This window comes from Thermobacillus sp. ZCTH02-B1 (assembly GCF_002159085.1).
Lineage (GTDB): Bacteria > Bacillota > Bacilli > Paenibacillales > Paenibacillaceae > Thermobacillus.
The window spans coordinates 43,349-67,284 of record NZ_LZRU01000018.1; the positions used below are offsets into that span (position 1 = coordinate 43,349).

Sequence of the window (23,936 nt, forward strand, 5' to 3'; positions counted from 1 at the left end):
CGAAGGGCTGTTCTATCCGTGATTATACCCGAACGCCGCAAGCAAGTAAACAGCGGCAGAAGCGGATCAATCGCCGCTCTCCGTCACCTGGATCGGCTGTTCGCCGGGCATCGCGAGGCCGTTCTTGCGAGCCAGCTCCTTGATGTATTCCGGATCGCTCAACCGCTCGATCTCAAACTCGAGCTCGGCCTGGCGCTGCTCGGCCGCGGCGACCTTTTCCCGCAGCGAGTCGAGCGCCCGCATCGTCTCCGCCCGGGATTCCAGTTGTTGGAAGGAGGTGTAGACCGCCCATCCCATGAACGAGGCGACGAGGAGGAACCAGATCCTGAGACGCCGCTTCATGCCCGTTCGGGAGGAAGTGTAGTTGCGGGCATCCGCCACGTGCCGTACCTCCTAGGATCGTCTGTTCTTCCCATGGCGCAACATGGATGCCGCCCAGCGCATCAGCGGTGTGCGCTTCGCCGTTTCCGCCCATGCCGCGGCCCGTTTTCGCACCGAACGCAGCAGCGGCCGCGCAAGACGGGCGGACAAGCCAAATATCGGGTTCATTAATTTTACCACAAACCGGAACAGAACCATAGAGGCTTTCCGGACTAGTCTGAAACACCCGGCGGCCAGACGCCCCAGCCAGCGCGCCGGCCGGACGACGAGCGCGTCCGCGGCCCGGACGGCCAGCCGGAGCATGCGCCGGATGGCCGCGGCGAGCAGCCGGTACAGCCGGACGACCGGATCGCTGAGCAGCCAGAAATAGAACGCGAGCCCGATGAAGAATCCCAGAAACACGGGCAGCCGCACTTCGCCCTCGTTCACCGCCAGCAGCACGCGGAACACGACCGCCGCGGCCAGCAGCCAGAACAGGAGATCGAACACCGGTACCCACATCCGGCCGGCGTTCAACTCCCGGGCCGCAACCCGCCAGCCGTCGAAGACCGCGCCCATGCCGATGCCGGCCAGCGCCACGGAGCCGACCGTCAGAAACTGGACCTCGAGGCTCACTTGAACAACTTCCCGAAGAAGCCTTTGGATTTGTCGGCGGCGGCGCCGTCCAGGTAGGCGATCGTATGGATCGCGCCTTCGATGGCGACGAGTCCCTGCTCGAGGCTGAGATGCTTCATGTGGAGGTTCGACCCGCGCACGGTCAGGAAACCGAGCTCGGTGTCGAGCAGGAACTCCTCGCTGTCGAAGCTTTCCACGTTCCGGATGCCCGTGATTTCCAGCACCTTGCGGTTGAGCATTCTGATTTCCTGGCGTTTCGCCTTCGACTGTTCCATCATGGCCTGGCCTCCTCCCTTACACCATCATGGATATGGGAGAAGGACAAGTTTTAGAACCGCCGGAAGGAACCGCCCGAATCCCCGCGACGGCGCAACAAAGGCCGCCTCCCGCGCCGCCTGACGCGGCGCCGAAGACGGCCCTGCTTCGGCTCAATCCTGCCGGTTCCCTTCTTCCTCTGCGTCGTCCCGGTGGTATTCCTCGCGAATCAGGGTGTAGAGACCGGCGGCTTCGTCCTTCCGGGTCGTCTCGGCAAGCCGCTCGACCCGGACCGTCACCGTCTTCTGGCCGAACCGGATCGTCAGCTCGTCGCCGACCTTGACCGTGCTGCCCGGCTTCGCTTCACGTCCGTTGATCCAGACGCGCCCCTGCTCGGAGATATCCTTCGCCACCGTACGCCGCTTGATCAGTCGGGATACCTTGAGGAACTTGTCCAGCCGCATGCCGTTACTTGACGGCTTCTTTCAGCTTGTTGCCCGCCTTGAAAGCCGGGACCCTCGACGCAGGAATTTCGATCGTCTTGCCCGTTTGCGGGTTGCGGCCCTTGCGGCTGTTGCGCTTGCGCGTCTCGAACGTGCCGAAGCCGATCAGTTGAACCTTTTCGCCGGCTTGCAGCGCGGCCGTCACTTCGCCGAGAAAACCGTTCAGCACCGTCTCGACGTCGCGCTTCGAGAGCCCGCTCTTCGCCGCAATGTTGTTGATCAGATCCGTTTTGTTCATCCTTTCACAGCCTCCTGATTTCCTTCTTCTTAATTGATATTGTATCCGCAGTGACCGCGCGGCCGCCGACCGGCTGATCCGCAGCGGCAATGCATGTATCCGCATCTTCTATTCTTTCCGGGAACGGGAAAATCCTGCCGGTCCGCGTCAAATTTTTCGATTTGCCGGGGGAAATCGCGGGAAAACGTCGAAAAGTCCTAGTTCTTTCGTTTCGCTTCCTCCCACCAACGATCCATTTCTTCCAGATTCGTCTGGTCGAAGGTCCTGCCGCTTTGTTTCAATTGCTCTTCGATATAGGCGAATCTCCGGCCGAACTTCGCATTCGTCCGGGCAAGCGCCTCCTCCGGATCGGCGCCGATGAACCGCGCGACGTTGACGGCGGCGAACAGCAGATCGCCGAGCTCCTGCGCCTGCGCCTCCCGGTCCCTGCCGGACGCGATCGCGTCGCGCAGCTCCCGGAGCTCCTCGCCGACCTTGTCCAGCGCCGGTCCGATCTCCGGCCAGTCGAAACCGACCTTGGCCGCCTTCTTCTGCAGCTCGTACGCCTTCAGGAGCGCGGGCAGATCGCGCGGAATCCCGTCCAGCACGGACGACCTTTCCGGGAGTCCCCTGCGCCGCTTCTCCTCCGCCTTCATCCGCTCCCAGTTCGCAAGCGCCTCGTCCGCGTTTGCCGCTCCGACCTCGCCGAACACGTGCGGATGGCGGAACAGCAGCTTCTCGTTCAGCGACTGGATGACGTCGTAGATGTCGAACGTGCCGTTCTCCGCCTCCATCTGGCTGTGCAGCATCACCTGCAGCAGCACGTCGCCGAGCTCTTCCTGCATGCCGGCGGGATCGTCGTTGTCGATCGCTTCGATCGCCTCATACGTCTCCTCGATGAAATTTTTCCGGATGGACCGGTGCGTCTGCTCCCGATCCCAGGGGCATCCGTTCGGACCGCGGAGAATCTCGACGATCTCCTTCAGCCGGTCGAACGACCGGTTGCGCAGCATCGGATCGTCGGATTTCGGCAGCCAGACCAGCGTCATGTCGCCGTACGTTTCCAACCGGTCCAGCTCGTGCAGCGGCACCGTCTCGATCCGCTCCTCGCCCGGAACGCCCAGCGCGTGCCCGATCGTCACCGGATGGTCGTCGGGATAGCGCTCCATCAGCGACAGCTTGACGTCCGACGCGATCAGCCGGTCGTACACCTGGGCGATGACGGTATGGATCTCCGGTCGCAGCAGGGAAGGTTTCACGTCCGATGCGTCAAGGAGCTGGAACCCTTCGATCGGATCGAAGCCGAGCCGGACGAACGCCTGGTCGAGGAAACTTTCGCCGCCGACGATTTCAAGCCCGACGCCGGCGCCTGCGCACCGCTCGCGGAGCAGCCGGACCGTGCGCTCGGCCACCATCGGATGACCCGGCACCGCGTAGAGGATCGTCCCTCCGTCCTCCCGCGCCAGACGGATCAGCTCGTCCGCGATCCGCTCGTACACCTCCGGGAACGAATCCGACTGCTCGTACAGGTGGTCGAAGGACCGGAAGTCCAGCCCGTCTCCCGCCAATTTCCGAACCGCGGGATGGCTTGAAGTCCGCACATAGCGCCGCGGCGTCTCCCGAATCCTCCGCCAGACGCCCAACGTGATATGGTCTTCGCCGCCGGACCCGAGCCCCGCGACGATGATGGTCGGTTTCATCGCGTCCGTGTTTCCTCCTTCCGCCGCGGCCCGTCGGCCGCCGTCCACCATTATACCATTTCAGGCGGCGTTTGCCTCTCCCAAGCCGCACAACAAAAGCTCCCCCTTGCGCCGGACGCCGCATGGGGAAGCCTGATGCCGAACGGGCTTTCGGATTACTGCTCCTTACTGCTCCATCTGTTTCGCCAGGAAACCGGCGGCCGTCTCCGCCATCTTCGCTTCCATTTGCCCCATCTTCACGCCTTCTTCCTTGCTGACGAGCACGACGGCTCCGATCGGATCACCGCCGGCGACGATCGGCGCCACCGCGATCGAGCTGTACTGGTCCTCCGTGTCCTTGACCAGCTCGAACCGGCCGCCGTTCGGCTCGAGCACGGGCTTCCGGTTTTCCATGCTCTGCTCGAGCAGCGAGCCGACCGGCTTGTCCAGAAATTCCTTCTTCGACGCGCCGGCCACGGCGATGATCGTGTCGCGGTCGCAGATCATGGCGATATGACCCGTGCTTTCGTACAGCGATTCCGCGTATTCCTTCGCGAAATCGCCGAGCTCCCCGATCGGGGAATACTTTTTCAGGATGACCTCGCCGTCCCGGTCGACGAAGATCTCCAGCGGGTCGCCTTCACGTATTCTCAGCGTACGGCGGATTTCCTTCGGGATCACGACGCGGCCGAGGTCGTCGATCCGGCGGACGATACCTGTTGCTTTCATGCTGATGCCCCACTTTCGCTCAAGATTTGGATTCGGCAGAATCCAGCGGAGACAATCGGGACTTGAGACCCTGGCCTATGTGAGACCGCCTCCCGGACCGGCGAACGCCCTCCGGTCCGGGTGCGGCATTTTTGTGAGCCAGAAGCGATCTGCCCATAGTATTCAACTGCTCCAAGCACGTTTATGCGCTCGTGCGGAACGCTCCGCATGCGCCGTCGGCGCGGCGCTCCCGATATCTCCAGCATTTTCCGGAACGGAAACCGGCCGGCCAGGTCCCGCTTGCCTGACCGGCCGGTTCGGAGCCGGAAATCCGTATTCCGGGGGCATCCCGGTCCCGTCCGCCTACCGCTCCTTCTTCGCCAGCGCGCGCAGCGCGCACCACAGCACGGCGCCCAGGACGCCGGAACCGATCAGGCCGGCCAGTCCCGTCCGCGCGGCCTCCCCGCGAATGCCGGGCACTTCGTAGTCCGGCATCGGCGAGAACGAATGAACGGCGGTCTCCCGGTCGATGAAGCCGAGATCCCCGGCGACGCGCTCGAGGCCGTCGGGAAGGTCGGACGCCCAGGGCGAGAGAAGGCCCGCCGCGGCCAACGTCAGCACGGCCAGCACGATCCATTTGCGCCGGTTGCCCGTGAGCCGGTACTCGCCGCGTTCTCCGCCGCTTTCGCGTCCGCCGCTCATGCGGGCGCACCTCCCCGCAAGGCGTCTTCCCGGATGGCGCGGGAGACGCCGCGCTCCGTCAGGCAGAGGACGGCCGCCGTCGTGATCAGCCCTTCTCCGATGCCGATGAGCGCGTGCCATCCGACCATCGCGCCCAGCACGGCGGGGAGCGGCGCGGCGCCGGACAGCGCCAGCAGCAGCGCGACGCCGCAGGCGGCGGCCACGATCGACACCCACGCCGCGGCGAACGACGCCGCGGCCCGCAGCCGGCCCTTCATCAGCCGGAGCGCGGCCCGGTAGGAGCCGTGCCCGACGAACGAGCCGATCACGGCCGTGCACAAGATGTTCGCGCCGAGCGCGGTGATGCCGCCGTCATGGAACAGCACCGCCTGAATGATCAGCACGGCCGTCATGATCGCCGCGGCCGCCCACGGCCCGAACAGGATCGCGGCCAGCGCGCTGCCGAGGAAATGCCCCGACGTCCCGCCGGCGATCGGGAAATTCAGCATCTGCGCCGCGAAGATGAACGCGCCGGTCAGCGCCGCCGCCGGCACCCGGGGCCTTGCAAGCTCCGACCGCGTCCTGCGCAGCGCGCAAACCGCCGCCGCCGCTCCGGCCGCCGTCGTCGCCGCGCAGACTTCCATGCTCAAATATCCGTCCGGTATATGCATGCCAAATGCCTCCTTCCGTATATGCGTCCGGCCCGCCGCGCTCCGGATTCCGGCCGGCCGGGTCACACCGCCAGGTGCCGGTGCACGACGTCGTCGGTCAGCTCCGACGCTTCGCCCTGCCAGACGATCGCGCCCCGGTCCATCATGTAGAAATAGTCGCCGACGCTGCGCACGAACTCGAGGTCCTGTTCCGCCAGCAGGATCGCCGTCCTTCCCTCGCGCTTGATGTCGCGGATGACTTCGCGGATCTCCGCGACGATCGACGGCTGGATCCCCTCGCACGGCTCGTCGAGCAGCAGCAATTCCGGCCGCGAGGCGAGCGCCCGCGCGAAGGCGAGCTGCTGCTGCTGGCCGCCGCTCAGGTCCCCGCCGCGCCGCCCGTACAGCGTGGGCAGCGCCGGGAAGCGCGCGATCGCCTCCTCCGGAACCGTCCTCAGCCGCCCGCCCGCGGCCTCGAGCCCGAGCACCAGATTGTCGTACACCGTAAGCAGCGGGAAGATCTCCCGTCCCTGCGGCACGTAGCCGATGCCGCGCCGGGCCCGGACGCCCGGCGGACGGCCGGTCAGATCCTCGCCCTTGAACGTGACGCTGCCCCTGCGCGCCTTCAGCACGCCCATGATGCCCTTCATGAGCGTCGTCTTGCCGACGCCGTTGCGGCCGAGCAGGCAGACGACCTGCCCCGGCCCTACGTCCAGCGACACCCCGCGCAGGATGACGGTGCCGCCGTAGCCCGTCTCAAGCTGTCGAACGGCCAGCATCCGCATCCCGCCTTCGTCCGAGGTAGACTTCCATCACGCGCTCGTCCCGCTGCACTTCGTCGACGGACCCCTCGGCGAGCAGTCTCCCCTCGTGCATGACGGTGACCGAACTCGCGAAGTTCCGCACGAACTCCATGTCGTGCTCCACGACGACGACCGACCGCCTGCGCGCGATCTCGCGCAGCAGGAGGCCCGTCTTCTCCGTCTCCCGGTCCGTCATGCCGGCCGCCGGCTCGTCGAGCAGCAGCACCTCCGGCTCCTGCATCAGCATCATGCCGATCTCCAGCCACTGCTTCTCGCCGTGGGAGAGGCTCCCGGCCTTCCGGCCGGCCTTCGCCTCCAGGCCGATCATCCGGAGCTGCTCCGCGATGCGCTCCTCGTCGGCGGGGGTCATCTTCGCCCGCAGCGTCGCGAACACGCCCCGGTCCTGGCGCATCGCGATCTCGAGATGCTCGCGCACCGTAAGCGACGGGAAGATCGACGGCGCCTGGAATTTCCGCCCGATCCCGAGCCGCGCGATCTGGTGCTCCCGCCGTTTCGTGAGATCGATCTCCCCCCGGAACAGGACGCGGCCGGACGCCGGCTTCACCTTCCCGCAGATGACGTCCAGCAGCGTCGTCTTGCCCGCGCCGTTCGGACCGATCAGGAACCGGAGCTCGCCCTGCCGGAGCGTGAAATTCATCCCCTGCAGCGCCTTGAACCCGTCGAAATCGACGACAATCTCCTCACACCGGAGAATGCCGGACGCCTTCCGCGCCTCCGGCTTCTGCGCCGGCCGCATTTCCAAATCCGCCAACGCCTCCGCTTCCACCGCCCGCATCGGTTCTCTCCCTCCTTCTTCTCAGCGCCGCCGGCAGGTCGACGAGCCCCGCCAGCCCGCGCGGCATGAAGATGACGACCGCGACGAACAGCAGCCCGATCAGCAGCGTCCACAGTTCGGGATACGATTCGCTGAGCAGGCTCTTCGCCCCGTTCATGAGGATCGCGCCGAGCACCGCGCCGACGAGCGTGCCGCGGCCGCCGATCGCCACCCAGAGCACCATCTCGATGGACGGCACGATGCCCATCATCGACGGGGAAATGATCCCGACGTGCAGCACGAACAGCATGCCCGCCAGCCCCGCCAGCCCGGCGGAGATGCAAAACGCGGTCACCTGGTAGCGGGACGGGTCGTAGCCGATGAACCGCGCCCGGTTCTCCCCGTCCCGGATCGCCCGCAGCACGCGCCCGAAACGGCTCCCCGCCAGATACCGGCAAAGGGCGAACGCCGCCAGCAGCGCAACGGCCGTCACGAGGTACAGCCACACCTTCACCCGCGGATCGGAAAGCCTCAGCCCGAACAGCGTGGTGTAGCCGGTGATGCCGTTCGTTCCGCCCGTGTAGGCCTGCTGCCCGACAAACAGCGTCGTCGTGATGATGACGAGCGCCTGCGTCAGGATCGTGAAATAGACGCCCTTGATCCGGCTCTGGAACGTGAACCAGCCGAGCAGCAGGGCGAGCAGCATCGGAAGCAGCAGGCCGGCCAGCATCGCGAAGGCCGGCGATCCGAACGGCTTCCAGAACCACGGCAGCTTCGTCAGGCCGCTCCAGCTCATGAAGTCCGGCAGCTTCCCGCCGGAAGCGACGAGCTTCAGGTGCATCGCCATCGCGTACGCGCCGAGGCCGAAGAAGACGCCGTGGCCGAGGCTCAGGACGCCGGTGTATCCCCAGAGGAGATCGAGGCCGAGCGCCACGATGGCGAGCGCGAGGAACTTCGCCAGCAGATTCAGGCGGAAGTCGTTCAGATAGAGCGGCGCGCCGAGCAGCGCGGACGCGGCCGCGGCATACCCGGCGAGCAGCCAGACGCGCCGGGGCGCCAGGGAGAAGACGGACATGACGCTTCACCTCCCGCTTGCGGTTTTGGGTCCGTCATGTGTCGAGCGAGCGCGTCCGCACGGCGATGATCCCCCGCGGTTTCCACTGCAGGAACAGGATGACGGCCAGGAAGACGAGCACCTTGCCCAGCGACGCGGTCGTCCAGAATTCGAACAGCGTGTTCGCCATCCCGATGCCGAGCGCCCCGAGCACGGAGCCGATCAGCTTGCCGACGCCGCCGAGCACGACGACCATGAACGCGTCGACGATGTAATAGGTGCCGATCGACGGACCGATCGGGCCGATCAGCGTGAGCGCGCAGCCGGCGACGCCGGCGATGCCGGAACCGATCGCGAACGTGACCGCGTCGACGCGCCGCGTCGAGATGCCGAGACAGGCCGCCATGTCGCGGTTCTGCATGACCGCCCGCATCCGCCGCCCCGCCGGCGTGCGGTAGATGTACCCGTACATGAGGAGCAGCACAAAGGCGACCAGCGCGATGATGAACAGCCGTTTGTAAGGCAGCACGACGCCCTCCATGACCGTCCAGCCGCCGTTCAGCCAGCCCGGACTCGTGACCGCGACGTTCGGCGCGCCGAAGATCGAGCGGGCGGCCTGCTGCAGCGCGAGGCCGACGCCCCAGGTGGCAAGCAGGCTGTCCAGCGGGCGGCCGTAGAGGAAGCGGATCAGCGACGTCTCGAGGATGAGGCCGAACAGGAAGCTGACCAGAAAGCTCACCGGTATGGCCAGCACGAAATACCAGTCGAACACCGCTTCGGGCAGCGCCGCGAGAAACAGGTTCTGCGTGACGAACGCCGCATACGCGCCGATCATGATCATCTCGCCGTGCGCCATGTTGATGACGTTCATCAGACCGAACGTGATCGCAAGCCCCAAAGCGATGAGCAGCAGGATCGAGCTCAGGCTGATCCCGTTGAACAGTTGAAGCAGCATCACTTCCATGGCCAACCCCTCCCTCCGCCGGGAAGCGGAAGCGCCCGGTCAAGCCGGGCGTCCCCCGCCGGGCTGCGGCCCGCGGTCATTCTTCGGCCAGACCGGCCGCCCATTCGTAGCCGGTCAGGTACGGGTCGGGCTTCACGGGGCCGTCCGTCGCCCACAGTTCCTTGAACATGCCGTCCGGCTGCACTTCGCCGATGCGGACCGTCTTGTAGATGTGCTGGTTGTCGCCGTCGATCGTCACCTTGCCTTCCGGCGCGTCGAACCCGATGCCCTTCGCCGCTTCGCGGACCGCGTCGACGTCGGTCGTGCCGGCCTTCTCGACGGCCGCGGCCCACAGGTACACCGCGATGTAGCCCGCTTCGATCGGGTCGGCGGTCACGCGGTCCCGGCCGTACTTCGCCTTGTAGGCTTCGACGAACGCCCGGTTTTCCGGCGTGTCGGTCGTCTGGAAGTAGTTCCACGCCGCGAGATGGCCCGCCAGCACGTCGGCGCCGATGCCGCGGATCTCCTCCTCGGCGATCGAGACGGACAGCGTCGTCAGATCCTGCGCCGTGATGCCGGCGTCCTTCAATTGCTTGAAGAACGCCACGTTGCTGTCGCCGTTCAGCGTGTTGTAGACGACGTCGGGATCCGCCTGCCGGATCTTGCTGATGATCGTGCTGAAGTCGGTATGGCCGAGCGGCGTATATTCTTCGCCGACGACCTCGCCGCCTTCCGCCGCGAGCTGCGCCTTGATGATCTTGTTCGCCGTGCGCGGGAACACGTAGTCGGAGCCGAGCAGGAAGAACTTCTTGCCGCGGTTCTCCAGCAGCCACGTGACCGACGGCACGATCTGCTGGTTCGTCGTCGCGCCGGTATAGAAGATGTTCGGCGAAGCCTCGAGGCCTTCATATTGCACGGGATACCAGAGCAGGCCGTTCAGCTCCTCGAACACCGGCAGCATCGCCTTGCGGCTCGCCGAAGTCCAGCCGCCGAACACCGCCGCGACCTTGTCTTCCGAGAGCAGCTTGCGCGCCTTCTCGGCGAACGTCGGCCAGTCGGACGCGCCGTCCTCGACGATCGGCACGAGCTTCTTGCCAAGTACGCCGCCCTTCGCGTTGATCTCTTCAATCGCGAGCAGCTCCGCATCCTTGACGGACACTTCGCTGATCGCCATCGTGCCGCTCAGCGAGTGCAGGATGCCAACCTTGATCTCGTCCCCTTCGTCCCCGGAAGCCGCGCCTTCGCCGGAGGATTCCCCGCCGGCAGAACCCCCCGCATTTGCGCCCGACGAACCGCCGGACCCGGACGAGCCGCCCGATCCGGTGTTTCCGCCGCCACCGCCGCAGCCCGTCAGCGCCAGCGCGCCGGCCAGCAGCAGCATCATCGCCGAAAGCCAGATCTTCCTCCGTTTTCCCATTCTCCCACTCCCCGTTATGTCACATTTCCGAACGTTGTTTCCCGATATCTCTGTAACGTTCGTGGTTTCCATTATAGAGGCGGCACCGGTTTATGTCAATATATATAACATATTTTCCGGCAAACGGGACAATAGGGAGCATCATGGTTATTATATGTTAATTTATATGACATTTATGTGTGGCCGTTTCCCGGGCGCGTTCCCGGCGAACGCCGGACCCGCAACGACCCGAAGGGGGCGGTAACGTTCGCGTCTCCGGGCCATATGATGAAATGACTGGAGGGGTGACAAATGCCCACCGTTAACAATATTTTCAACCTGAAAATCACCAGCGTTTCGCAGAACGGTTCGATCAATTTCGGCAACACGCTTCAACGGGAGTTGGCCGTCAACCAGAAGATCATCGGCAGCAGCATCCTGATCGGCGACGGCAGCCTCGAGCTGAGCCGTCAGCTCAACAACGTGATCGACCGGGATCTGCAGGATCAGATCAACTAGCCTTCCGGTGGATGTGAAAGATAGATGCGCATCAACATCGGCGTCATCCGGATCAACGTCATCACGAATCTCGGCTCCCTCAACGTGGGGAAGACGATTCTGTGCAACAACCGGTCGGCGGTCACGGTGCAGCCCGGCCCGGCGGAACCCGGCGAGACGCCGCCGGACCCGGAACGGGAGGACGGCCGCAGCCGTCCGCCTGACCCGGCGCAAAGGAGCGATCGAGCGCGATGAGCGAGGCTGCGAACGACGACATCCGAACGTTGGACGCCTGCGTGCGGCTGCTGGAACAGCAGCTCCGCGAGCTGGAAGAGCGGCTCCGCAGGGCGGAGGAAGAACTGAAGGCGCTTCGGGAGGAGGTCGCGCGGGTGCGGCCGATCCGCATTGAGGCGATCAATTACAAGGTGCAGGAGCTCGTCGTCAGCGAGCTGTCGGGAACGCTGCACGTCGGCCTTACGGCGCTCACCGATACGAAATCGCTGGAAAAGATCGTCGGCGGCGGCGAAGCCGTCGAGCTGGAAAACCTGACGAACGAAGGCGGGGAGCAAGCGGATGGCGGTTGAGAACGCCTGCTTGAGATGCGGGGCTTTTTTCGAGAAAGGAAGCAACTATTGCACGAAGTGCGGCGCGCCGGTCGTGAACCGCTGCACCGACCCGGGCGATCTGCTGAACGACCCGTGCGGGCACATCTGCGGGTTCCAGGACGCTTTCTGCTCGAAATGCGGATCGGAGACGACGTTCAAGCGGGCCGGCCTGATCCGGTCCCCCTGGAAGGAAAACAAGGTGCTGTACCAGAACAAGCTGGACGACATGAAATGGCTGCTTCATCCGTTTTTCACGAAATGGTAGCCGAACGGACCGTCAGGGAGGGATCGTCGATGCGTCCGTCTCCGGTTGAGGCCGCGGCGCAATACGTCGAAGCCGAGCACCCGGACTGCCTGCTCGCCGTGCTCGGAGGCAGCGCGGCCCGCGGAGCGCACGGCCCGGACTCCGATCTCGACATCGTCGTCGTCGAACCGGGCGAAAGCGATCGGTTCCGGCGAATCGTCCGCTTCCGCGGCTGGGTCGTCGACTGCTTCATCCTGGGCGAATCGGACTATCGGGACATCTTCGACGCGGGCCTCGGGGAAGCCATTCCGTCCCTGCAGCACATGATCGCGGAAGGGACGGTGATCCGCCATGCCGGGCGGGGCCTCGAAATCGTGGAGGAGGCCCGCGCCGATCTCGCCTGCGGCCCGATGCCCTGGTCGCGGGCCGACATCGACGAAGCGCGGAACCGGCTGTCGGAGACGATGGCCGACCTTGCGCGCTCCCGCTGCCGGGACGAGCGGCGGTTCATCGCGAGCCGCCTCGCGCTGCTCGCCGCCGAGTTCGCGCTCCGGACGAACCGTCGGTGGCTCGGCGAAGGCAAGCATCTGTACCGCCGCCTGCATGAATGCTCGCCCGATCTTGCCGCCCGGCTCGGCACCGCGCTGGAAGCGCTCTGCGCCCGGGACGATTCCGGCCCGCTCCTTGCGGTCTGCCGCTCCGTCCTCGAGCCGTTCGGCGGCGAGCTGATCGTCGGGTACGAGCAGTGAACGGGGACGAATGCCCGGGAACATCCGTTACCGGGATATCCGCACAGTACGCCGGACCGGAGACCGCATACGTTGTTAATGCAGATCACGCATTCCACGGAGAAGGAGGTCAAGCGATGAGCTACGTGGGCAAAGGCGGCTTCTGGTACACGTCGACCGGCGTCATCCTCGTGCTGTTCATCCTGCTGGTCATCGTCTCCCGTGCCTACCTCTACTAGGCTCCGTCCCTGTCTCCGCCGAAAGCCGGAGCAGGAAACGAAAGCGGCCGTCCGGACGGCGCACGTCCCGGACGGCCGCTTTCGCTTGTGCCGCGCCCGCGTCATCCCTCCACGTACACCGGATGGTACGGCTCGCCCGTCCTGGGCAACCGAAGCTCCAGGATGCCGTTCCGGAACAACGCCCTGGCCCGCTTCGGATTGACGGCCCGCGGCAGCGCGATGACCTGCGTTTCGCCGGACGGCAGCCGGATCCGCACCTTGTGGCAGCTGATCGCCGTGTCCAGCTCGCGGGGGTGAATGTCGGACGGCAGGCGGATGCGCACGATCACGCTGCGATGGGTCTCGAACACGTCGTACCCGAGCCTCCGGCCGAAGACCGAATGCGGAAACTTCGCCTTCATCTCCCGGTCGATATAGCGGTTGATCGCGTTCTGCACGGTGTCCGAGATCCAGTTGGAATCGGCGATGCCTTCACGGAGGAAATGTTTCGGGAGAAACGGGAACGCCTGCACCATCATTTTCTCGAAGGCATCCCACTGCTCCCATTGTTCCGACGTCAGCTGATCCTTCACGGTTCCGCGCCCCCTTCCCCGTGTCTTCCGCGCCGGGTCTGCTACAGCATATAACCATTGGGCGCTTCCGGTGCATGAAAAGGCGGGAAAACCGCCGGCACCCGCCGGCGATCTTCCCGCTCGCCCGTCCGTTCCGGCCGATCCGGCGGCTTCCGCCTGCCGCAAGCCGGTCCCTATTCCGCCGCTTCGCCTGCCGCGTCGCCTTCGCTTCCGCCGCCGGCGCCGTCCGCCTCGCCGGCACCGTCATCCGCGCCGGATTCGCCTTCGGCTTCGCCGTCCTCCCCGTCGGACGGCGTCTCTTCCCGCGGCAGGTTGATCTCGATGCCGAGCGCCTCGAGTTCTTGCCGCATTGCCTCTTCCGCCCGCGGACCGGCGATCGACGCAAGGATCTCGTCCTTCGTCTCCTGCGGCAGCTTGTCGTAGGTCATCTCTTCCCGCTTCTCGACGAGGATGACGTGATAGCCGAATTCCGTCAGCACCGGCTCGCCGATCACGCCGACCGGCTGCGTGTTGGCCGCCTGCTTGAACGCATCGACCCATCGGCCCGCCCGCTCGTCGGCATACCGTCCGCCGTTCGTCTTCGACCCCGGATCGTCGGAGTATTCGGCCGCGAGCTCGTCCCAGCTTCCGCCCGCGATCAGCTTCGCCCGCACTTCCTTTGCGCGCGCGAGCGCTTCCTCCTCCGTCCGGAGCTCCTCGCCCGTCGCCGGATCGGCGGTGGCGACCAGAATGTGGCGCACGGTGACGATGTTGTAGTCGGACGGAGCCTTCTCGAACTCCGCCCGGATCTCGTCCTCCGTCACGGCGTCCCGGATCTCCTCGTATTTCCGCTCGATGGCCAGCTCCGCCGAGATGAGCATTTTCATCATGCGCTCGGCTTCCTTGCTCGTCAGATTCGATTTTTCCAATATCGGTTCAATGGTTTCCTTCCGGCTTTCGTCCCCGAGCATCTGCTCCAGATTCTTCCGAAACTCCGCCGCGTTCTCCGCGGCCTCTTTCCGGTCGTCGCCGTTCGCTTTGGCCGCGTATTCCTTGTAAAGGATGTACCGCTTCAGGATCTGTTCCTTGTATTCGGGGATCGCATCGGCCAGCATCGCGTCCATCGGCGACATCAGTTCGAACAGCGACATGTACTTGCCGAACTCGACGTCCGTGACCGTCTTCCCCTGGTAGGTCGCAACCGGTTCGCCCTGCCCTTCGCCGGGCACGCCCCCGTCGTTCCCGCTTCCGCAGGCAGCCAGCGTCCCGGCGAGCGCGCATGCCAGAGCAATCGCGCCAAGTCTCCTGAATCCAGCGTTCCTTCTACGGAGCCACATCCTGCAGTTCTCCTTTCGGTTTCAGCGCTTCCTCGTATTGTACCAGAAACTGCTCCAGCAGCGCCAATTTGTCCCGGTTTGAAAGCCCCAGGCCGCGCATCAGGATGGTCGGCTGCGTCTCCTGCTGCCCCGACGGCCGGCAGAACCGGTTCTCGAACCGGAGGCACAGCCGGTTGACAATCTTTGCGTCGAACCGCTCCGCCGCGGACGGGGCGAATTTGAGCAGGAAATCGTCGCCGCGTTGCGCGATCTGCTCGATGCCGCACCGGCGGCCGTACGCCTTCAGCCGGGCGGCCGCAAGCAGGTTCTCGACCGCCTCCGGCGGATCGCCGAACCGGTCGACCAGCTCGTCGTACAGGTCGGCGGTCTCCTCCGGATCGCGGATGACCGCCACCTTCCGGTATATCTCGATCTTCTGCATGCTGTCGTAGATGTATTCCGACGGAATGTACGCGTCCATCGCGAGGTCGATCGCCGTGTTCACTTCCTTCGCTTCCGGCTCCGGCTGCCCGAGCAGCTCCGCCTTGCGCTTCGCGATCTCCTCCGACAGCATCTGCGTGTACAGGTCGAACCCGACGGACGCGATGAAGCCGTGCTGTTCCGGACCGAGCAGGTTGCCCGCGCCGCGGATCGCGAGATCCCGCATCGCGATCTTGAACCCGGAGCCGAGCTCGGTGAATTCCCGGATCGACTGCAGCCGCTTCTCGGCCGCTTCGTTCAGCACCTTGTCGCGCTGATACGTGAAATAGGCGTAGGCGATCCGGTTCGAGCGACCGACCCGTCCGCGCAGCTGATAGAGCTGCGACAGGCCCAGCTTGTCGGCGTCGTGGACGATGAGCGTGTTCACGTTCGGAATGTCGACGCCCGTCTCGATGATGCTGGTGCTCACGAGCACGTCATACTCGCCGTCGAGGAAATCGAGGATCGTCTTCTCCAGCTCCTGCTCGGACATCTGGCCGTGGCCGACGGCGATGCGCGCGTCCGGCACGAGCGCCCGGATCTGCTCGGCCATCTGGTAGATCCCCTGCACGCGGTTATACAAATAGTACACTTGACCGCCCCGCGCGAGTTCCCGCTCGATCGCCTCCCGCACGAGCGAGGGGCTGTATTCGACGACATAGGTCTGCACGGGAAAACGGTTCTCCGGCGGCGTCTCGATCAGCGACAGGTCGCGGACGCCGAGCATCGACATGTGCAGGGTGCGGGGGATCGGCGTCGCGGTCAGCGTGAGCACGTCGACGTTCGTCTTCAGCTTTTTCAGCTTTTCCTTGTGGGTGACGCCGAACCGCTGCTCCTCGTCGACGATGAGGAGCCCGAGATCCTTGAACGAGACATCCTTCGAGAGCAGCCGGTGCGTCCCGATCACGATGTCGACCGTCCCGGCTTTGAGCCCCTTGATCGTCTCCATCTGGTCTTTGCGGGAACGGAAGCGGCTCAGCACCTGCACGTTGAACGGATAGCCCGCGAACCGCTCTCGGAACGTCTCGTAGTGCTGCTGGGCCAGGATCGTCGTCGGCACGAGCACGGCCACCTGCTTGCCCTCGATGGCGGCCTTGAACGCGGCACGGATCGCCACCTCGGTCTTGCCGTAGCCGACGTCGCCGCAGATCAGCCGGTCCATCGGCCGCGGCGATTCCATGTCGCGCTTGACCTCTTCGATCGCGCGAAGCTGGTCGGGCGTCTCCTCGTACGGGAACAGCGCCTCGAACTCCTGCTGGTACGGCGTATCCTTCTGGAACGCGTGGCCCGGCGTCATCTGGCGTTCGGCGTACAGCCGCACCAGGTCTTCCGCGATGTCCCGGACGGACGCGCGGACCTTGTTCTTCACGCGGTTCCATTCGCTGCCGCCCAGCTTGCTCAGCTTCGGCTCCCGGTCCTCGCCGCCGACGTACTTCTGGATCAGGTCGATCTGTTCGATCGGCACGGACAGCTTGTCGCCGCCGGCATAGAGAATGTGAAGATAGTCCCGGTGGACGCCGTCGATCACGAGCGTGCCGATGCCGATGTATTTGCCGATGCCGTGGTTCTGGTGGACGACATAGTCGCCGACCTTCAGCTCGGTGTAGCTCCTGATCCGCTCGGCGTTCTCGATCTTCCGCTCGGCCCGGCGCGCCGCCTTCCGCTGTTTCTGCGAGAACATCTCGCCCTCGGTGATGACGACGAGCCGGACGGAGGGCAGTTCGAACCCGCTCTGCAGGTTCCCCGTGAGGAGCGCCGGCGGCTCGATGCCGTAGTCGCGCAGCACCCGCTCCATCCGCGCCTTTCGCTCTTCGCTGCCGGCCAGCATCATGATGTTCGCGCCCGCCTTGCGCCAGCGCTCCGTCTCCGCCTTCAGCACGTTCATCTGGCCGTGGAAATGCTGCATCGCGCGGGAGACGATGTTGACGATGTTCTGCGGCTGCGTGTGCGGCACCTGCCGCAGGAAAAGCTGCAGATAGAGCGTCTGGAACGGCTTGCGGAACAAGGCGGCGTCCGCCTCGAGGCCGGTGGGGAGACCCGGCAGCGTCCTGCCGCTCGAGAGCAGCGTCGTCGTCCATTCCGCTTCGTCCCGCTCGAGCTGCTTCGACGTCTCGATCAGCCGCGCCGGCTCGTCGAGCACGAGGATCGTATCCTGCGGCATGTAGTCGTACAGCGTCTCCCGCTCCGGGAACAGCAGGGAGATGTACTTGTAAATTTCGGGAAAATAGACGTGCCGCCTGAGCTTGTCGATCTCCTCGCCGATCGTCTCCTCCAGCCTGCCCTTCGCCAGCCGGTCGGTCATCTTCCCGAGCTGCGTTTCGAGCCGTTCGTACGCATGCTGCGCCGCGTTCTGCATCCGCTGCTCGTCGGCGGCGATTTCCCGGCACGGCGTGACGACGTACGACTGCAGCTTGTCGATCGACCGCTGGTCGGCCGGATCGAAGGTGCGGATCGAATCGATCTCGTCGTCGAACCACTCGACGCGGATGGCCGTCTCGCCGATGAGCGGGAAGAAGTCGACGATGCCGCCGCGGACGCTCATTTCGCCCTTGCGCTCGACGCGGTCGGTCCGCTCGTAGCCGAGCTCGACCATGCGGCGCAGGAAATCCTCCATCGGCAGCACCGCGCCGACCTCCAGCGGAATGCGCGCCTCCGCCAGGTACGCGCGGGCCGGCTGGAAACGGCGCACGCCGCTGTAGGGCACGACGACGACGCCGCGGTATCCCTGCGACAGCCGGATGAGCACGTCGAGCCGCTGGGCCGTCGTCTCCGGACTCGAGATGGCCGCTTCGGCGGCCACGAGCTCGTTCGCCGGGTAAAGCAGCACCTCGCCATCGGGCAGGCATTCCTGCAGATCTTCCGCAATCTTCTGCGCGGCGAACAGGTTGTGCGTGACGATCAGCATCGGGCGGTTCAGCCCGCGCCGGATCGCAGCAAGCATAACCTGCCGGGACGAGCCCGCCAGGCCGGAAATCATTTGTTCGCGCATGCCGCCGGCGATGCCTTCCATGACCTTGCGGACATCGGGATCGGCGGCGAAAGCTTCAACCAGTCTTTCCAATTTGCGGCACCTGCTTTCTTCAAGTACCGGGTTCGCCTTCTCATCCGTTACGTCCAACAGGAAAAGAGCCCCGGCGCACTTCGCCGAGGCTGTCTCAAGGGAGGACCGTGGGGGTCCGCCCGCCTGTTACGTTGGATTCGGGGTTTGGCTCCCCGCTATTGCAGCGGGCTCTCGATCAGCAGCAGCTCCGGATTTGCCTCCAGCGCCTCGCGGCAGTAATCGCAGATTACTCTGACGGTTACGTTGCCCGCCGCGTCATACGCTATTATATCGCCCCGCTCCTCGGGGGTCAAGAAATGGAAACCCAGCGCCGCCTCGCTCAGATCGTCGCGATCGAGCGATCCGAGCGGCGTCCGGCAATGCCGGCAGACATAGTTCACAGCCATCTTATGCCTCCCGAAAAACCGGTATGCCTTCAGTATGCCCGGTTTTCCGGCGAAACTTGCGGCCGGTCAGCGGTTGAATTTCGCCATCGTCTTCTCAAAGGGATGTTCGAGCGCGAACTCGACCGCATCGCACGCGGCCTCGATCATGGTCCGGAGCGGTTCCTCCTCCTCCTTGTCGAACGGCGAGAGCACGTAATCGACGATATCCCGCCCCGGAGCCGGACGCGAGATCCCCATGCGAATCCGGTTGAACCGCTCCGTGCCGAGATGCTGGATGATCGACTTCACGCCGTTGTGGCCGCCCGCGCTGCCCTGATAGCGAAGCCGGATCCGGCCGAGCGGCGTGTCGAGATCGTCGTAGATCACGATCAGGTCCGCGATGTCCGCCTTGTAGAAATCGAGGAACGCCCGGAGCGCTTCCCCCGACAGGTTCATGTAGGTCATCGGCTTGATGAGATACACCTTCTCGCCCCGCACATGGCCCTCGCCGATCAGCGCCTTGAACCGGTTCTGCGTGACGTTGAGGTTCCACCGGCGCGCGAGCTCGTCGATGACCATGAAGCCGACGTTGTGCCGGGTTGACCGGTAGGCCGGCCCGGGATTGCCGAGTCCGGCGATCCATCTCATCGCGAGCATGCCCCCTTCCCGGCCGGAAAATAAGGGCGGTTTCCGCCGCCCTGCAACGATTCGCTCGTCCAAATTGTCATTATAGGTAGAGGTGATCGCATGGTCAACGAAATGTTGTCCGACAGCCCGCGGTCCGGCTGGTACGAGAACGGCCAGCGGCTGTGCGAAGACCGGCATTTCCAGGATCATATGGATCATGGCGTGCCGATCCAGATCTATCTGGACGGCGTGCATCAGGATATCGGTTTCATCGAACGGTTCAACCGGCGTTTCGTCCGCGTCAACAACGTCGACTACGACCGCAGGCGCTTCACCTTCGTCTCGCGCCCGGGTTACTGAACGCGGATCGAACGCGCGCCTCGCGCCCCGGCAGGCGGCCGGCCGCAACGGAGGCGGCCGGCCGCAAGGGGCGTCCGGCGCCCGCACGCCGTCCGCCCGGCCGAGCCCGTCCGTCACCGGGCGGCCGCCTTGTCCGCATCGCCGGCCTTCGCCGCCTCCTCCGCCCCTTCGGGTTCGGCGTCGTCCGTATCCCGCGTCGCGAGCACCGTCACGACGACGGCCGACGGATCGGTGCGGACGGTGACGCGCGGCGGCAGGCGAAGATCGCGCACATGCAGGCTGTCCCCGGGCCGGAGATCGGATACGTCGACCGGAATTCTGTCCGGAATGTCGGAGGGCAGGCAATCGATCTCCAGCTCATGCAGCAGCATCTGGACGATGCCGCCCTCCCGCTCGGCCTCCGCTTCGCCGACCGGCTCCAGGGGCGCGTGCGTGCGCACGGGCCGGTTCAGGTCGATCTCGCGCAGATCGATGTGCAACACGCGATTCGTCAGCGAATCGCGCTGCACGTCGGCCACGATGACCGGCTTCGATGTTTCGCCCGGCATTTCGAGATCGAGCACCGCGTTCGGGTGGCTTCGGAGAAGCGCCAGCAATTCCCTCTCGTCGACGGCGATCGGCGTCGATCCCGCCTTGCCGCCGCCGTACAGGCTGCCCGGCACCTTGCCCCGGTCGCGCAGCCGCCGCAGTTCGCCCTTCGTGCGGGTCGAACGCGCTTCCGCTCGGATGGACGGAATCATCGGGAAACCCCCTTGTGCCAAGGTTTCCCTGTAGTGTTTCCAGATCCGGACCGCTTCATGCGCCGGGGCGGCTCAGGATTCCCCCGAACCCTCGCCCCGGCTCAGCCGCTCCTTTTTCGCGCGCGCCCGGGCGCGCAGCTTCTCGGCATAACCCTCCTTGTTGATCTGCCGCTCCCGCGCGATCGCCATGTCGTTCGGCTTCACGTCGTGGGTGATCGTCGAACCGGCGACGACGTAGGCGTCCTCGCCGATCTTCACTGGCGCGATCAGGTTGACGTTGCTGCCGATGAAGGCGCGGTCGCCGATCTCGGTGACCGATTTGTTGTAGCCGTCGTAGTTCACCGTGATCGCGCCGCAGCCGAAGTTGACGTCCCGGCCGACGATCGCGTCGCCGACATAGCTGAGGTGCGGCACCTTCGTCCCTTCCCCCAGCTTCGCGTTCTTGAGTTCGACGAAATCGCCGATTCTGCACCCCGCGGCGAGCTTCGAGCCCGGGCGCAGGTGCGCGTACGGGCCGATCGTGCACCCGTCGCCGACCTCCGCCTCGAGCAGCACGGAGTGCCGGACGGTGACGCCCCGGCCGATGACGGAGTCGGTGATGTCGGCCTGCGGACCGACGACGCAGTCTTCGCCGATGACGGTGCGACCCCTCAAGATCGTGCCCGGCCAGATGACGGTGTCCGCGCCGATCTCGACCCCGGCATCGATGTAGGTCGTCTGCGGGTCGATGATCGTCACGCCGGCTTCCATATGCCGGCGGTTGATCCGCTCCCGCATCAGCCGCTCGGCCTCGGCCAGCGCGATCCGGTCGTTGACGCCGGCCGCCTCGGCCGGATCGGGCGTCCGGTACGCGGCAATCGTCTCGCCGGCGTCATGCAGGATGCCGATCACGTCCGTCAGGTAATACTCCCCCTGCGCGTTGTCGTTCTTCACCTTGCCGAGCGCCTCGAACAGCTTCCGGTTGTCGAAGCAGTAGGTGCCGGCGTTGATTTCCGTGATCCGGAGCTCATCCGGCGTGCAGTCCCGGTGCTCGACGATGCGCTCCACGCGTCCGTCCTTCCCGCGGATGACGCGCCCGAGGCCCGCCGGATCCGGAACCACCGCCGTCAGCATCGTCGCGGCGGCGCCGGCCCGCTCGTGCTCCTCCAGCATCGCGCGAATCGTCTCCGGCCGGATGAGCGGCGTGTCGCCGCAGATGACAACCGTCGTGCCTTCTTCCCCTCCGATCAGCTCCCCGGCCTGGAGCACCGCGTGACCGGTGCCGAGCTGCTCGGCCTGCAGCACACATTCGGCGCGATCGCCGACATAGGACCTCACCGCGTCGGCGCCGTGCCCCACGATGACGATCGTCCGGCCGCAGCCGGCTTCGGCCGCCACGTCCAGCACGTGTCCGAGCATCGGTTTGCCGCAGACGGGATGCAGCACCTTGTGGCGTTTCGATTTCATCCTTTTCCCGAGTCCCGCCGCAAGCACAACCGCCATTCTCTCCATGTACGCCTTCCTCCCGAAGTTCATCCGAATGAGCCGCTTAAGACCGTCTCCCTCGACTATACCACTTGCCGGAGGCAAAAGAAAAGAGAGCCAAAGGCCCTCTTCTCCGTATCATGCGTTTCTTGTCTTCCGGTTGCGGCCGGACTGCGGAGAACCGATCGTCACGCGCCTTCCTCGATCGCCGCTTCCTCCTCGGCGACCGCCCGTTCGTACTCCTTGAGCACGGCTGCCTGGATCTTCTCGCGGGTCTCCGAGCAGATCGGGTGCGCGATGTCCCGGAACTCTCCGTCCGGCGTGCGCTTGCTCGGCATGGCGACGAACATGCCGTTGTTGCCGTCGATGACGCGAATATCGTGAACAACGAATTCATTGTCGATCGTAATGGAGGCGATCGCTTTCATCCGGCCTTCGGTATTCACGCGACGGAGCCTCACATCGGTAATTTCCATCCTGTTCACCACCTTTGCCTGACACAAGACTAGGTGTAATATTCTTCAAATCTAAGAAAAATCCTTCTTGTATTTGGCAAAATTACTTCCGTTTACTGACATTTTTTCGTCTGGAAGTGACCGGCGTCACCTTCCGTCCGGAATCGCGGCGATCAGCTCGATTTCGACCCGGACGTCCCGGGGCAGCCGGGCGACTTCCACCGTCGAACGGGCTGGCTTGTGATCCCCGAAATACGAGGCGTAGACGGCGTTGAACGCAACGAAATCGTTCATGTCCTTGAGGAAGACGGTGGTCTTCACGACGTCGGACAGGGTGCAGCCGGCTTCGGCGAGCACCGCCTGCAGATTGCGGAAGATCTGGTGCGTCTGCTCCTCGATGCCGCCCTGCACAAGATCGCCTTCCGGCGTGAGCGGGATCTGCCCCGAGGTGAAGAGCAGATTGCCGATCCGGATGGCCTGCGAATACGGGCCGATGGCCGCGGGTGCCTTGGACGTCGATACGATGGTCGGGCGTTGCGACATGTCCATCTCCTCCTTTATGTATTCCTATTGGAATGGTAGGCTTGAAGTGCAAAACGAAAGGACCGAAGCCGGCGCTTCCGGCCGGCCGCGTCCCGATCCGATGCGGCGCGGGTCATCCGCTTGCGATGTCATCGAAGTAGTTCCCCGGCACGACGACCGTCTGCTTCGTCTTCAGGTCGACATGCGCGAGCCTTGCCAGCGACACGTAATCGTGGAGCAGGCGCTCGTCCGCGCCGACCTCTCCGGACTCGACGAACACGCCGACACCGGCGACCGTCGCGTCGAACTCGGCCAGCAGGTCGATCATGCCCTGCACCGTGCCGCCCGCCTTCATGAAGTCGTCGATGATGAGCACCCGCGACTGCTCCTTCAGCGCGCGGCGCGCGAGCGACATCGTCTGGATCCGCTTCGTCGATCCCGACACATAGTTGATGCTGACGGCCGAGCCTTCCGTCACCTTGTTGTCGCGCCGCACGATCACGACCGGCAGATTCAGGTACATCGCCGTCGCATAGGCCAACGGAATGCCCTTCGTCTCGACCGTCATGACGACGTCGATCTCGCGGCCGGCGAAGGCGGTCGCGAACATGCGCCCGATCTCGCTCATGATCTGCGGCTGGCCGATCATGTCGGTCATGTACAGATAGCCGCCTGCAAGCACCCGCTCCGGCTGCTCGAGCTGGCGGCAAATCTCCTTGATGACCTGGAGCGCGGCCTCTTTCCGGACGGTCGGAATGAACTTCACGCCGCCGGCGGCGCCGGCCAGCGTCTGAAGCTGTCCGATGCCTTCCTCCTCGAACACTTCCTTGATGATGGCCAGATCTTCGCTGATCGATGATTTCGCCGATTGGTACCGGTCCGCAAATGCTGTCAGCGAAATTAACGTGTGGGGGCGTGCCAGCAAGTATTGCGTCATTTCGACCAGCCTGGCGCTACGCTTCATCTTCTTCACGGCCTTCACCCCCGCATGAAATCCGAATGATATATTGACAATATATCA

At 64.8% G+C, this 23,936-nt stretch carries 31 protein-coding genes; 7 read left to right on the forward strand and 24 right to left on the reverse strand.

What is annotated here, in order from left to right:
* Positions 1-66: 66 nt before the first annotated feature.
* The 14 genes from A9Z00_RS08150 to urtA all read right to left on the reverse strand — a co-directional run bounded on the left by A9Z00_RS08150 (position 67) and on the right by urtA (position 10,681).
* Positions 67-381, reverse strand: coding sequence for an FtsB family cell division protein (locus A9Z00_RS08150; RefSeq protein WP_296975707.1), 315 nt, complete (start codon positions 379-381; stop codon positions 67-69).
* A 12-nt stretch (positions 382-393) separates the two neighbouring features.
* Positions 394-996, reverse strand: a complete 603-nt coding sequence (gene yabQ, locus A9Z00_RS08155; protein WP_296975709.1) for a spore cortex biosynthesis protein YabQ — start codon at positions 994-996, stop codon at positions 394-396.
* Positions 993-1,274 (reverse strand): sporulation protein YabP, encoded by a 282-nt coding sequence (gene yabP / locus A9Z00_RS08160; RefSeq protein WP_296975711.1) that lies wholly within the window; start codon positions 1,272-1,274, stop codon positions 993-995. The genes yabQ and yabP overlap by 4 nt, the downstream gene beginning before the upstream one ends.
* A 150-nt stretch (positions 1,275-1,424) precedes the next feature.
* Positions 1,425-1,715 carry an RNA-binding S4 domain-containing protein gene (locus A9Z00_RS08165; protein WP_296975712.1) on the reverse strand — a complete coding sequence of 97 codons (291 nt, stop codon included), beginning with the start codon at positions 1,713-1,715 and terminating at the stop codon, positions 1,425-1,427.
* A 4-nt stretch (positions 1,716-1,719) separates the two neighbouring features.
* Positions 1,720-1,992, reverse strand: coding sequence for an HU family DNA-binding protein (locus A9Z00_RS08170; protein ID WP_296975714.1), 273 nt, complete (start codon positions 1,990-1,992; stop codon positions 1,720-1,722).
* A 197-nt stretch (positions 1,993-2,189) separates the two neighbouring features.
* On the reverse strand, positions 2,190-3,671 hold the full coding sequence (gene yabN / locus A9Z00_RS08175; RefSeq protein ID WP_296975715.1) for a bifunctional methyltransferase/pyrophosphohydrolase YabN: 1,482 nt from the start codon (positions 3,669-3,671) through the stop codon (positions 2,190-2,192).
* 165 nt (positions 3,672-3,836) lie between these two features.
* The gene (gene spoVT, locus A9Z00_RS08180; protein ID WP_296975718.1) at positions 3,837-4,379 is read right to left on the reverse strand and encodes a stage V sporulation protein T; all 543 of its coding nucleotides are present in this window, start codon (positions 4,377-4,379) and stop codon (positions 3,837-3,839) included.
* Positions 4,380-4,721: 342 nt separating this feature from the next.
* On the reverse strand, positions 4,722-5,060 hold the full coding sequence (locus A9Z00_RS08185) for a PDGLE domain-containing protein (RefSeq protein ID WP_296975719.1): 339 nt from the start codon (positions 5,058-5,060) through the stop codon (positions 4,722-4,724).
* Positions 5,057-5,710: an energy-coupling factor ABC transporter permease gene (locus tag A9Z00_RS08190; RefSeq protein WP_296975721.1), complete on the reverse strand. Its 654-nt coding sequence runs from the start codon at positions 5,708-5,710 to the stop codon at positions 5,057-5,059. The genes A9Z00_RS08185 and A9Z00_RS08190 overlap by 4 nt, the downstream gene beginning before the upstream one ends.
* A 62-nt stretch (positions 5,711-5,772) precedes the next feature.
* Entirely contained in the window at positions 5,773-6,468 is a 696-nt protein-coding gene (gene urtE / locus A9Z00_RS08195) for an urea ABC transporter ATP-binding subunit UrtE (protein ID WP_296975723.1), read from the reverse strand.
* Entirely contained in the window at positions 6,446-7,249 is an 804-nt protein-coding gene (urtD, locus tag A9Z00_RS08200) for an urea ABC transporter ATP-binding protein UrtD (RefSeq protein ID WP_296975790.1), read from the reverse strand. Before urtD ends, urtE begins: the two co-directional genes overlap by 23 nt.
* On the reverse strand, positions 7,194-8,342 hold the full coding sequence (urtC, locus tag A9Z00_RS08205) for an urea ABC transporter permease subunit UrtC (protein ID WP_296975725.1): 1,149 nt from the start codon (positions 8,340-8,342) through the stop codon (positions 7,194-7,196). The genes urtD and urtC overlap by 56 nt, the downstream gene beginning before the upstream one ends.
* A 34-nt stretch (positions 8,343-8,376) precedes the next feature.
* Positions 8,377-9,285, reverse strand: a complete 909-nt coding sequence (gene urtB, locus A9Z00_RS08210) for an urea ABC transporter permease subunit UrtB (protein WP_296975727.1) — start codon at positions 9,283-9,285, stop codon at positions 8,377-8,379.
* A 76-nt stretch (positions 9,286-9,361) separates the two neighbouring features.
* Positions 9,362-10,681, reverse strand: coding sequence for an urea ABC transporter substrate-binding protein (gene urtA, locus A9Z00_RS08215; RefSeq protein WP_296975728.1), 1,320 nt, complete (start codon positions 10,679-10,681; stop codon positions 9,362-9,364).
* 291 nt (positions 10,682-10,972) lie between these two features.
* On the opposite strand from urtA, the gene A9Z00_RS08220 reads away from it, so the two are divergent.
* The 6 genes from A9Z00_RS08220 to A9Z00_RS08245 all read left to right on the forward strand — a co-directional run bounded on the left by A9Z00_RS08220 (position 10,973) and on the right by A9Z00_RS08245 (position 12,974).
* Positions 10,973-11,179, forward strand: a complete 207-nt coding sequence (locus tag A9Z00_RS08220) for a spore germination protein (RefSeq protein WP_296975730.1) — start codon at positions 10,973-10,975, stop codon at positions 11,177-11,179.
* A 24-nt stretch (positions 11,180-11,203) separates the two neighbouring features.
* Entirely contained in the window at positions 11,204-11,413 is a 210-nt protein-coding gene (locus A9Z00_RS08225) for a hypothetical protein (RefSeq protein WP_296975732.1), read from the forward strand.
* Positions 11,410-11,742 (forward strand): spore germination protein GerPC, encoded by a 333-nt coding sequence (gerPC, locus tag A9Z00_RS08230; protein WP_296975734.1) that lies wholly within the window; start codon positions 11,410-11,412, stop codon positions 11,740-11,742. The genes A9Z00_RS08225 and gerPC overlap by 4 nt, the downstream gene beginning before the upstream one ends.
* Positions 11,732-12,028: a hypothetical protein gene (locus tag A9Z00_RS08235; protein ID WP_296975736.1), complete on the forward strand. Its 297-nt coding sequence runs from the start codon at positions 11,732-11,734 to the stop codon at positions 12,026-12,028. The genes gerPC and A9Z00_RS08235 overlap by 11 nt, the downstream gene beginning before the upstream one ends.
* A 29-nt stretch (positions 12,029-12,057) precedes the next feature.
* On the forward strand, positions 12,058-12,756 hold the full coding sequence (locus A9Z00_RS08240; protein ID WP_296975738.1) for a nucleotidyltransferase domain-containing protein: 699 nt from the start codon (positions 12,058-12,060) through the stop codon (positions 12,754-12,756).
* Positions 12,757-12,872: 116 nt separating this feature from the next.
* Complete coding sequence (locus tag A9Z00_RS08245; RefSeq protein WP_296975739.1) at positions 12,873-12,974, forward strand: sporulation protein YjcZ; 102 nt, start codon at positions 12,873-12,875, stop codon at positions 12,972-12,974.
* 101 nt (positions 12,975-13,075) lie between these two features.
* Here A9Z00_RS08245 and A9Z00_RS08250 read toward each other — a convergent pair whose 3' ends face one another.
* The 5 genes from A9Z00_RS08250 to pth form a co-directional block, all read right to left on the reverse strand.
* Positions 13,076-13,546, reverse strand: coding sequence for an Hsp20/alpha crystallin family protein (locus A9Z00_RS08250; protein WP_296975740.1), 471 nt, complete (start codon positions 13,544-13,546; stop codon positions 13,076-13,078).
* A 173-nt stretch (positions 13,547-13,719) separates the two neighbouring features.
* Positions 13,720-14,754 (reverse strand): peptidylprolyl isomerase, encoded by a 1,035-nt coding sequence (locus tag A9Z00_RS08255; protein ID WP_296975742.1) that lies wholly within the window; start codon positions 14,752-14,754, stop codon positions 13,720-13,722.
* A gap of 94 nt (positions 14,755-14,848) precedes the next feature.
* Entirely contained in the window at positions 14,849-18,331 is a 3,483-nt protein-coding gene (mfd, locus tag A9Z00_RS08260; RefSeq protein ID WP_483316285.1) for a transcription-repair coupling factor, read from the reverse strand.
* A gap of 206 nt (positions 18,332-18,537) precedes the next feature.
* Positions 18,538-18,768 (reverse strand): anti-sigma-F factor Fin, encoded by a 231-nt coding sequence (gene fin / locus A9Z00_RS08265; RefSeq protein ID WP_015256458.1) that lies wholly within the window; start codon positions 18,766-18,768, stop codon positions 18,538-18,540.
* Between the two features lie 66 nt (positions 18,769-18,834).
* Complete coding sequence (gene pth / locus A9Z00_RS08270) at positions 18,835-19,395, reverse strand: aminoacyl-tRNA hydrolase (protein WP_296975751.1); 561 nt, start codon at positions 19,393-19,395, stop codon at positions 18,835-18,837.
* A 99-nt stretch (positions 19,396-19,494) separates the two neighbouring features.
* On the opposite strand from pth, the gene A9Z00_RS08275 reads away from it, so the two are divergent.
* Entirely contained in the window at positions 19,495-19,734 is a 240-nt protein-coding gene (locus A9Z00_RS08275) for a hypothetical protein (RefSeq protein ID WP_296975753.1), read from the forward strand.
* Between the two features lie 113 nt (positions 19,735-19,847).
* Here A9Z00_RS08275 and A9Z00_RS08280 read toward each other — a convergent pair whose 3' ends face one another.
* The 5 genes from A9Z00_RS08280 to purR form a co-directional block, all read right to left on the reverse strand.
* Entirely contained in the window at positions 19,848-20,474 is a 627-nt protein-coding gene (locus A9Z00_RS08280) for a 50S ribosomal protein L25 (RefSeq protein WP_296975755.1), read from the reverse strand.
* Between the two features lie 72 nt (positions 20,475-20,546).
* Positions 20,547-21,965, reverse strand: coding sequence for a bifunctional UDP-N-acetylglucosamine diphosphorylase/glucosamine-1-phosphate N-acetyltransferase GlmU (gene glmU, locus A9Z00_RS08285; RefSeq protein ID WP_296975757.1), 1,419 nt, complete (start codon positions 21,963-21,965; stop codon positions 20,547-20,549).
* A 161-nt stretch (positions 21,966-22,126) separates the two neighbouring features.
* Positions 22,127-22,414: a septation regulator SpoVG gene (gene spoVG / locus A9Z00_RS08290; RefSeq protein ID WP_296975758.1), complete on the reverse strand. Its 288-nt coding sequence runs from the start codon at positions 22,412-22,414 to the stop codon at positions 22,127-22,129.
* A gap of 126 nt (positions 22,415-22,540) precedes the next feature.
* Positions 22,541-22,936 carry a RidA family protein gene (locus tag A9Z00_RS08295; protein ID WP_296975759.1) on the reverse strand — a complete coding sequence of 132 codons (396 nt, stop codon included), beginning with the start codon at positions 22,934-22,936 and terminating at the stop codon, positions 22,541-22,543.
* 112 nt (positions 22,937-23,048) lie between these two features.
* Complete coding sequence (purR, locus tag A9Z00_RS08300) at positions 23,049-23,888, reverse strand: pur operon repressor (RefSeq protein WP_296975761.1); 840 nt, start codon at positions 23,886-23,888, stop codon at positions 23,049-23,051.
* Positions 23,889-23,936: the final 48 nt, after the last annotated feature.

What these genes read in the sequence shown, in the direction of transcription:
- A9Z00_RS08245 (WP_296975739.1), top strand. Translation starts at nt 12,873, where the DNA reads ATGAGCTACGTGGGCAAAGGCGGCTTCTGGTACACGTCGACCGGCGTC.
- A9Z00_RS08275 (WP_296975753.1), top strand. Translation starts at nt 19,495, where the DNA reads ATGGTCAACGAAATGTTGTCCGACAGCCCGCGGTCCGGCTGGTACGAG.
- pth (WP_296975751.1), bottom strand. Translation starts at nt 19,395, where the DNA reads ATGAGATGGATCGCCGGACTCGGCAATCCCGGGCCGGCCTACCGGTCA.
- urtA (WP_296975728.1), bottom strand. Translation starts at nt 10,681, where the DNA reads ATGGGAAAACGGAGGAAGATCTGGCTTTCGGCGATGATGCTGCTGCTG.
- spoVG (WP_296975758.1), bottom strand. Translation starts at nt 22,414, where the DNA reads ATGGAAATTACCGATGTGAGGCTCCGTCGCGTGAATACCGAAGGCCGG.
- glmU (WP_296975757.1), bottom strand. Translation starts at nt 21,965, where the DNA reads ATGGAGAGAATGGCGGTTGTGCTTGCGGCGGGACTCGGGAAAAGGATG.
- yabN (WP_296975715.1), bottom strand. Translation starts at nt 3,671, where the DNA reads ATGAAACCGACCATCATCGTCGCGGGGCTCGGGTCCGGCGGCGAAGAC.
- yabP (WP_296975711.1), bottom strand. Translation starts at nt 1,274, where the DNA reads ATGATGGAACAGTCGAAGGCGAAACGCCAGGAAATCAGAATGCTCAAC.
- urtC (WP_296975725.1), bottom strand. Translation starts at nt 8,342, where the DNA reads ATGTCCGTCTTCTCCCTGGCGCCCCGGCGCGTCTGGCTGCTCGCCGGG.
- A9Z00_RS08235 (WP_296975736.1), top strand. Translation starts at nt 11,732, where the DNA reads ATGGCGGTTGAGAACGCCTGCTTGAGATGCGGGGCTTTTTTCGAGAAA.
- A9Z00_RS08295 (WP_296975759.1), bottom strand. Translation starts at nt 22,936, where the DNA reads ATGTCGCAACGCCCGACCATCGTATCGACGTCCAAGGCACCCGCGGCC.
- gerPC (WP_296975734.1), top strand. Translation starts at nt 11,410, where the DNA reads ATGAGCGAGGCTGCGAACGACGACATCCGAACGTTGGACGCCTGCGTG.
- fin (WP_015256458.1), bottom strand. Translation starts at nt 18,768, where the DNA reads ATGGCTGTGAACTATGTCTGCCGGCATTGCCGGACGCCGCTCGGATCG.
- A9Z00_RS08240 (WP_296975738.1), top strand. Translation starts at nt 12,058, where the DNA reads ATGCGTCCGTCTCCGGTTGAGGCCGCGGCGCAATACGTCGAAGCCGAG.
- urtE (WP_296975723.1), bottom strand. Translation starts at nt 6,468, where the DNA reads ATGCTGGCCGTTCGACAGCTTGAGACGGGCTACGGCGGCACCGTCATC.
- A9Z00_RS08280 (WP_296975755.1), bottom strand. Translation starts at nt 20,474, where the DNA reads ATGATTCCGTCCATCCGAGCGGAAGCGCGTTCGACCCGCACGAAGGGC.
- A9Z00_RS08170 (WP_296975714.1), bottom strand. Translation starts at nt 1,992, where the DNA reads ATGAACAAAACGGATCTGATCAACAACATTGCGGCGAAGAGCGGGCTC.
- A9Z00_RS08220 (WP_296975730.1), top strand. Translation starts at nt 10,973, where the DNA reads ATGCCCACCGTTAACAATATTTTCAACCTGAAAATCACCAGCGTTTCG.
- A9Z00_RS08165 (WP_296975712.1), bottom strand. Translation starts at nt 1,715, where the DNA reads ATGCGGCTGGACAAGTTCCTCAAGGTATCCCGACTGATCAAGCGGCGT.
- mfd (WP_483316285.1), bottom strand. Translation starts at nt 18,331, where the DNA reads ATGGAAGGCATCGCCGGCGGCATGCGCGAACAAATGATTTCCGGCCTG.
- A9Z00_RS08225 (WP_296975732.1), top strand. Translation starts at nt 11,204, where the DNA reads ATGCGCATCAACATCGGCGTCATCCGGATCAACGTCATCACGAATCTC.
- urtD (WP_296975790.1), bottom strand. Translation starts at nt 7,249, where the DNA reads ATGCGGCCGGCGCAGAAGCCGGAGGCGCGGAAGGCGTCCGGCATTCTC.
- urtB (WP_296975727.1), bottom strand. Translation starts at nt 9,285, where the DNA reads ATGGAAGTGATGCTGCTTCAACTGTTCAACGGGATCAGCCTGAGCTCG.
- spoVT (WP_296975718.1), bottom strand. Translation starts at nt 4,379, where the DNA reads ATGAAAGCAACAGGTATCGTCCGCCGGATCGACGACCTCGGCCGCGTC.
- A9Z00_RS08190 (WP_296975721.1), bottom strand. Translation starts at nt 5,710, where the DNA reads ATGCATATACCGGACGGATATTTGAGCATGGAAGTCTGCGCGGCGACG.
- A9Z00_RS08185 (WP_296975719.1), bottom strand. Translation starts at nt 5,060, where the DNA reads ATGAGCGGCGGACGCGAAAGCGGCGGAGAACGCGGCGAGTACCGGCTC.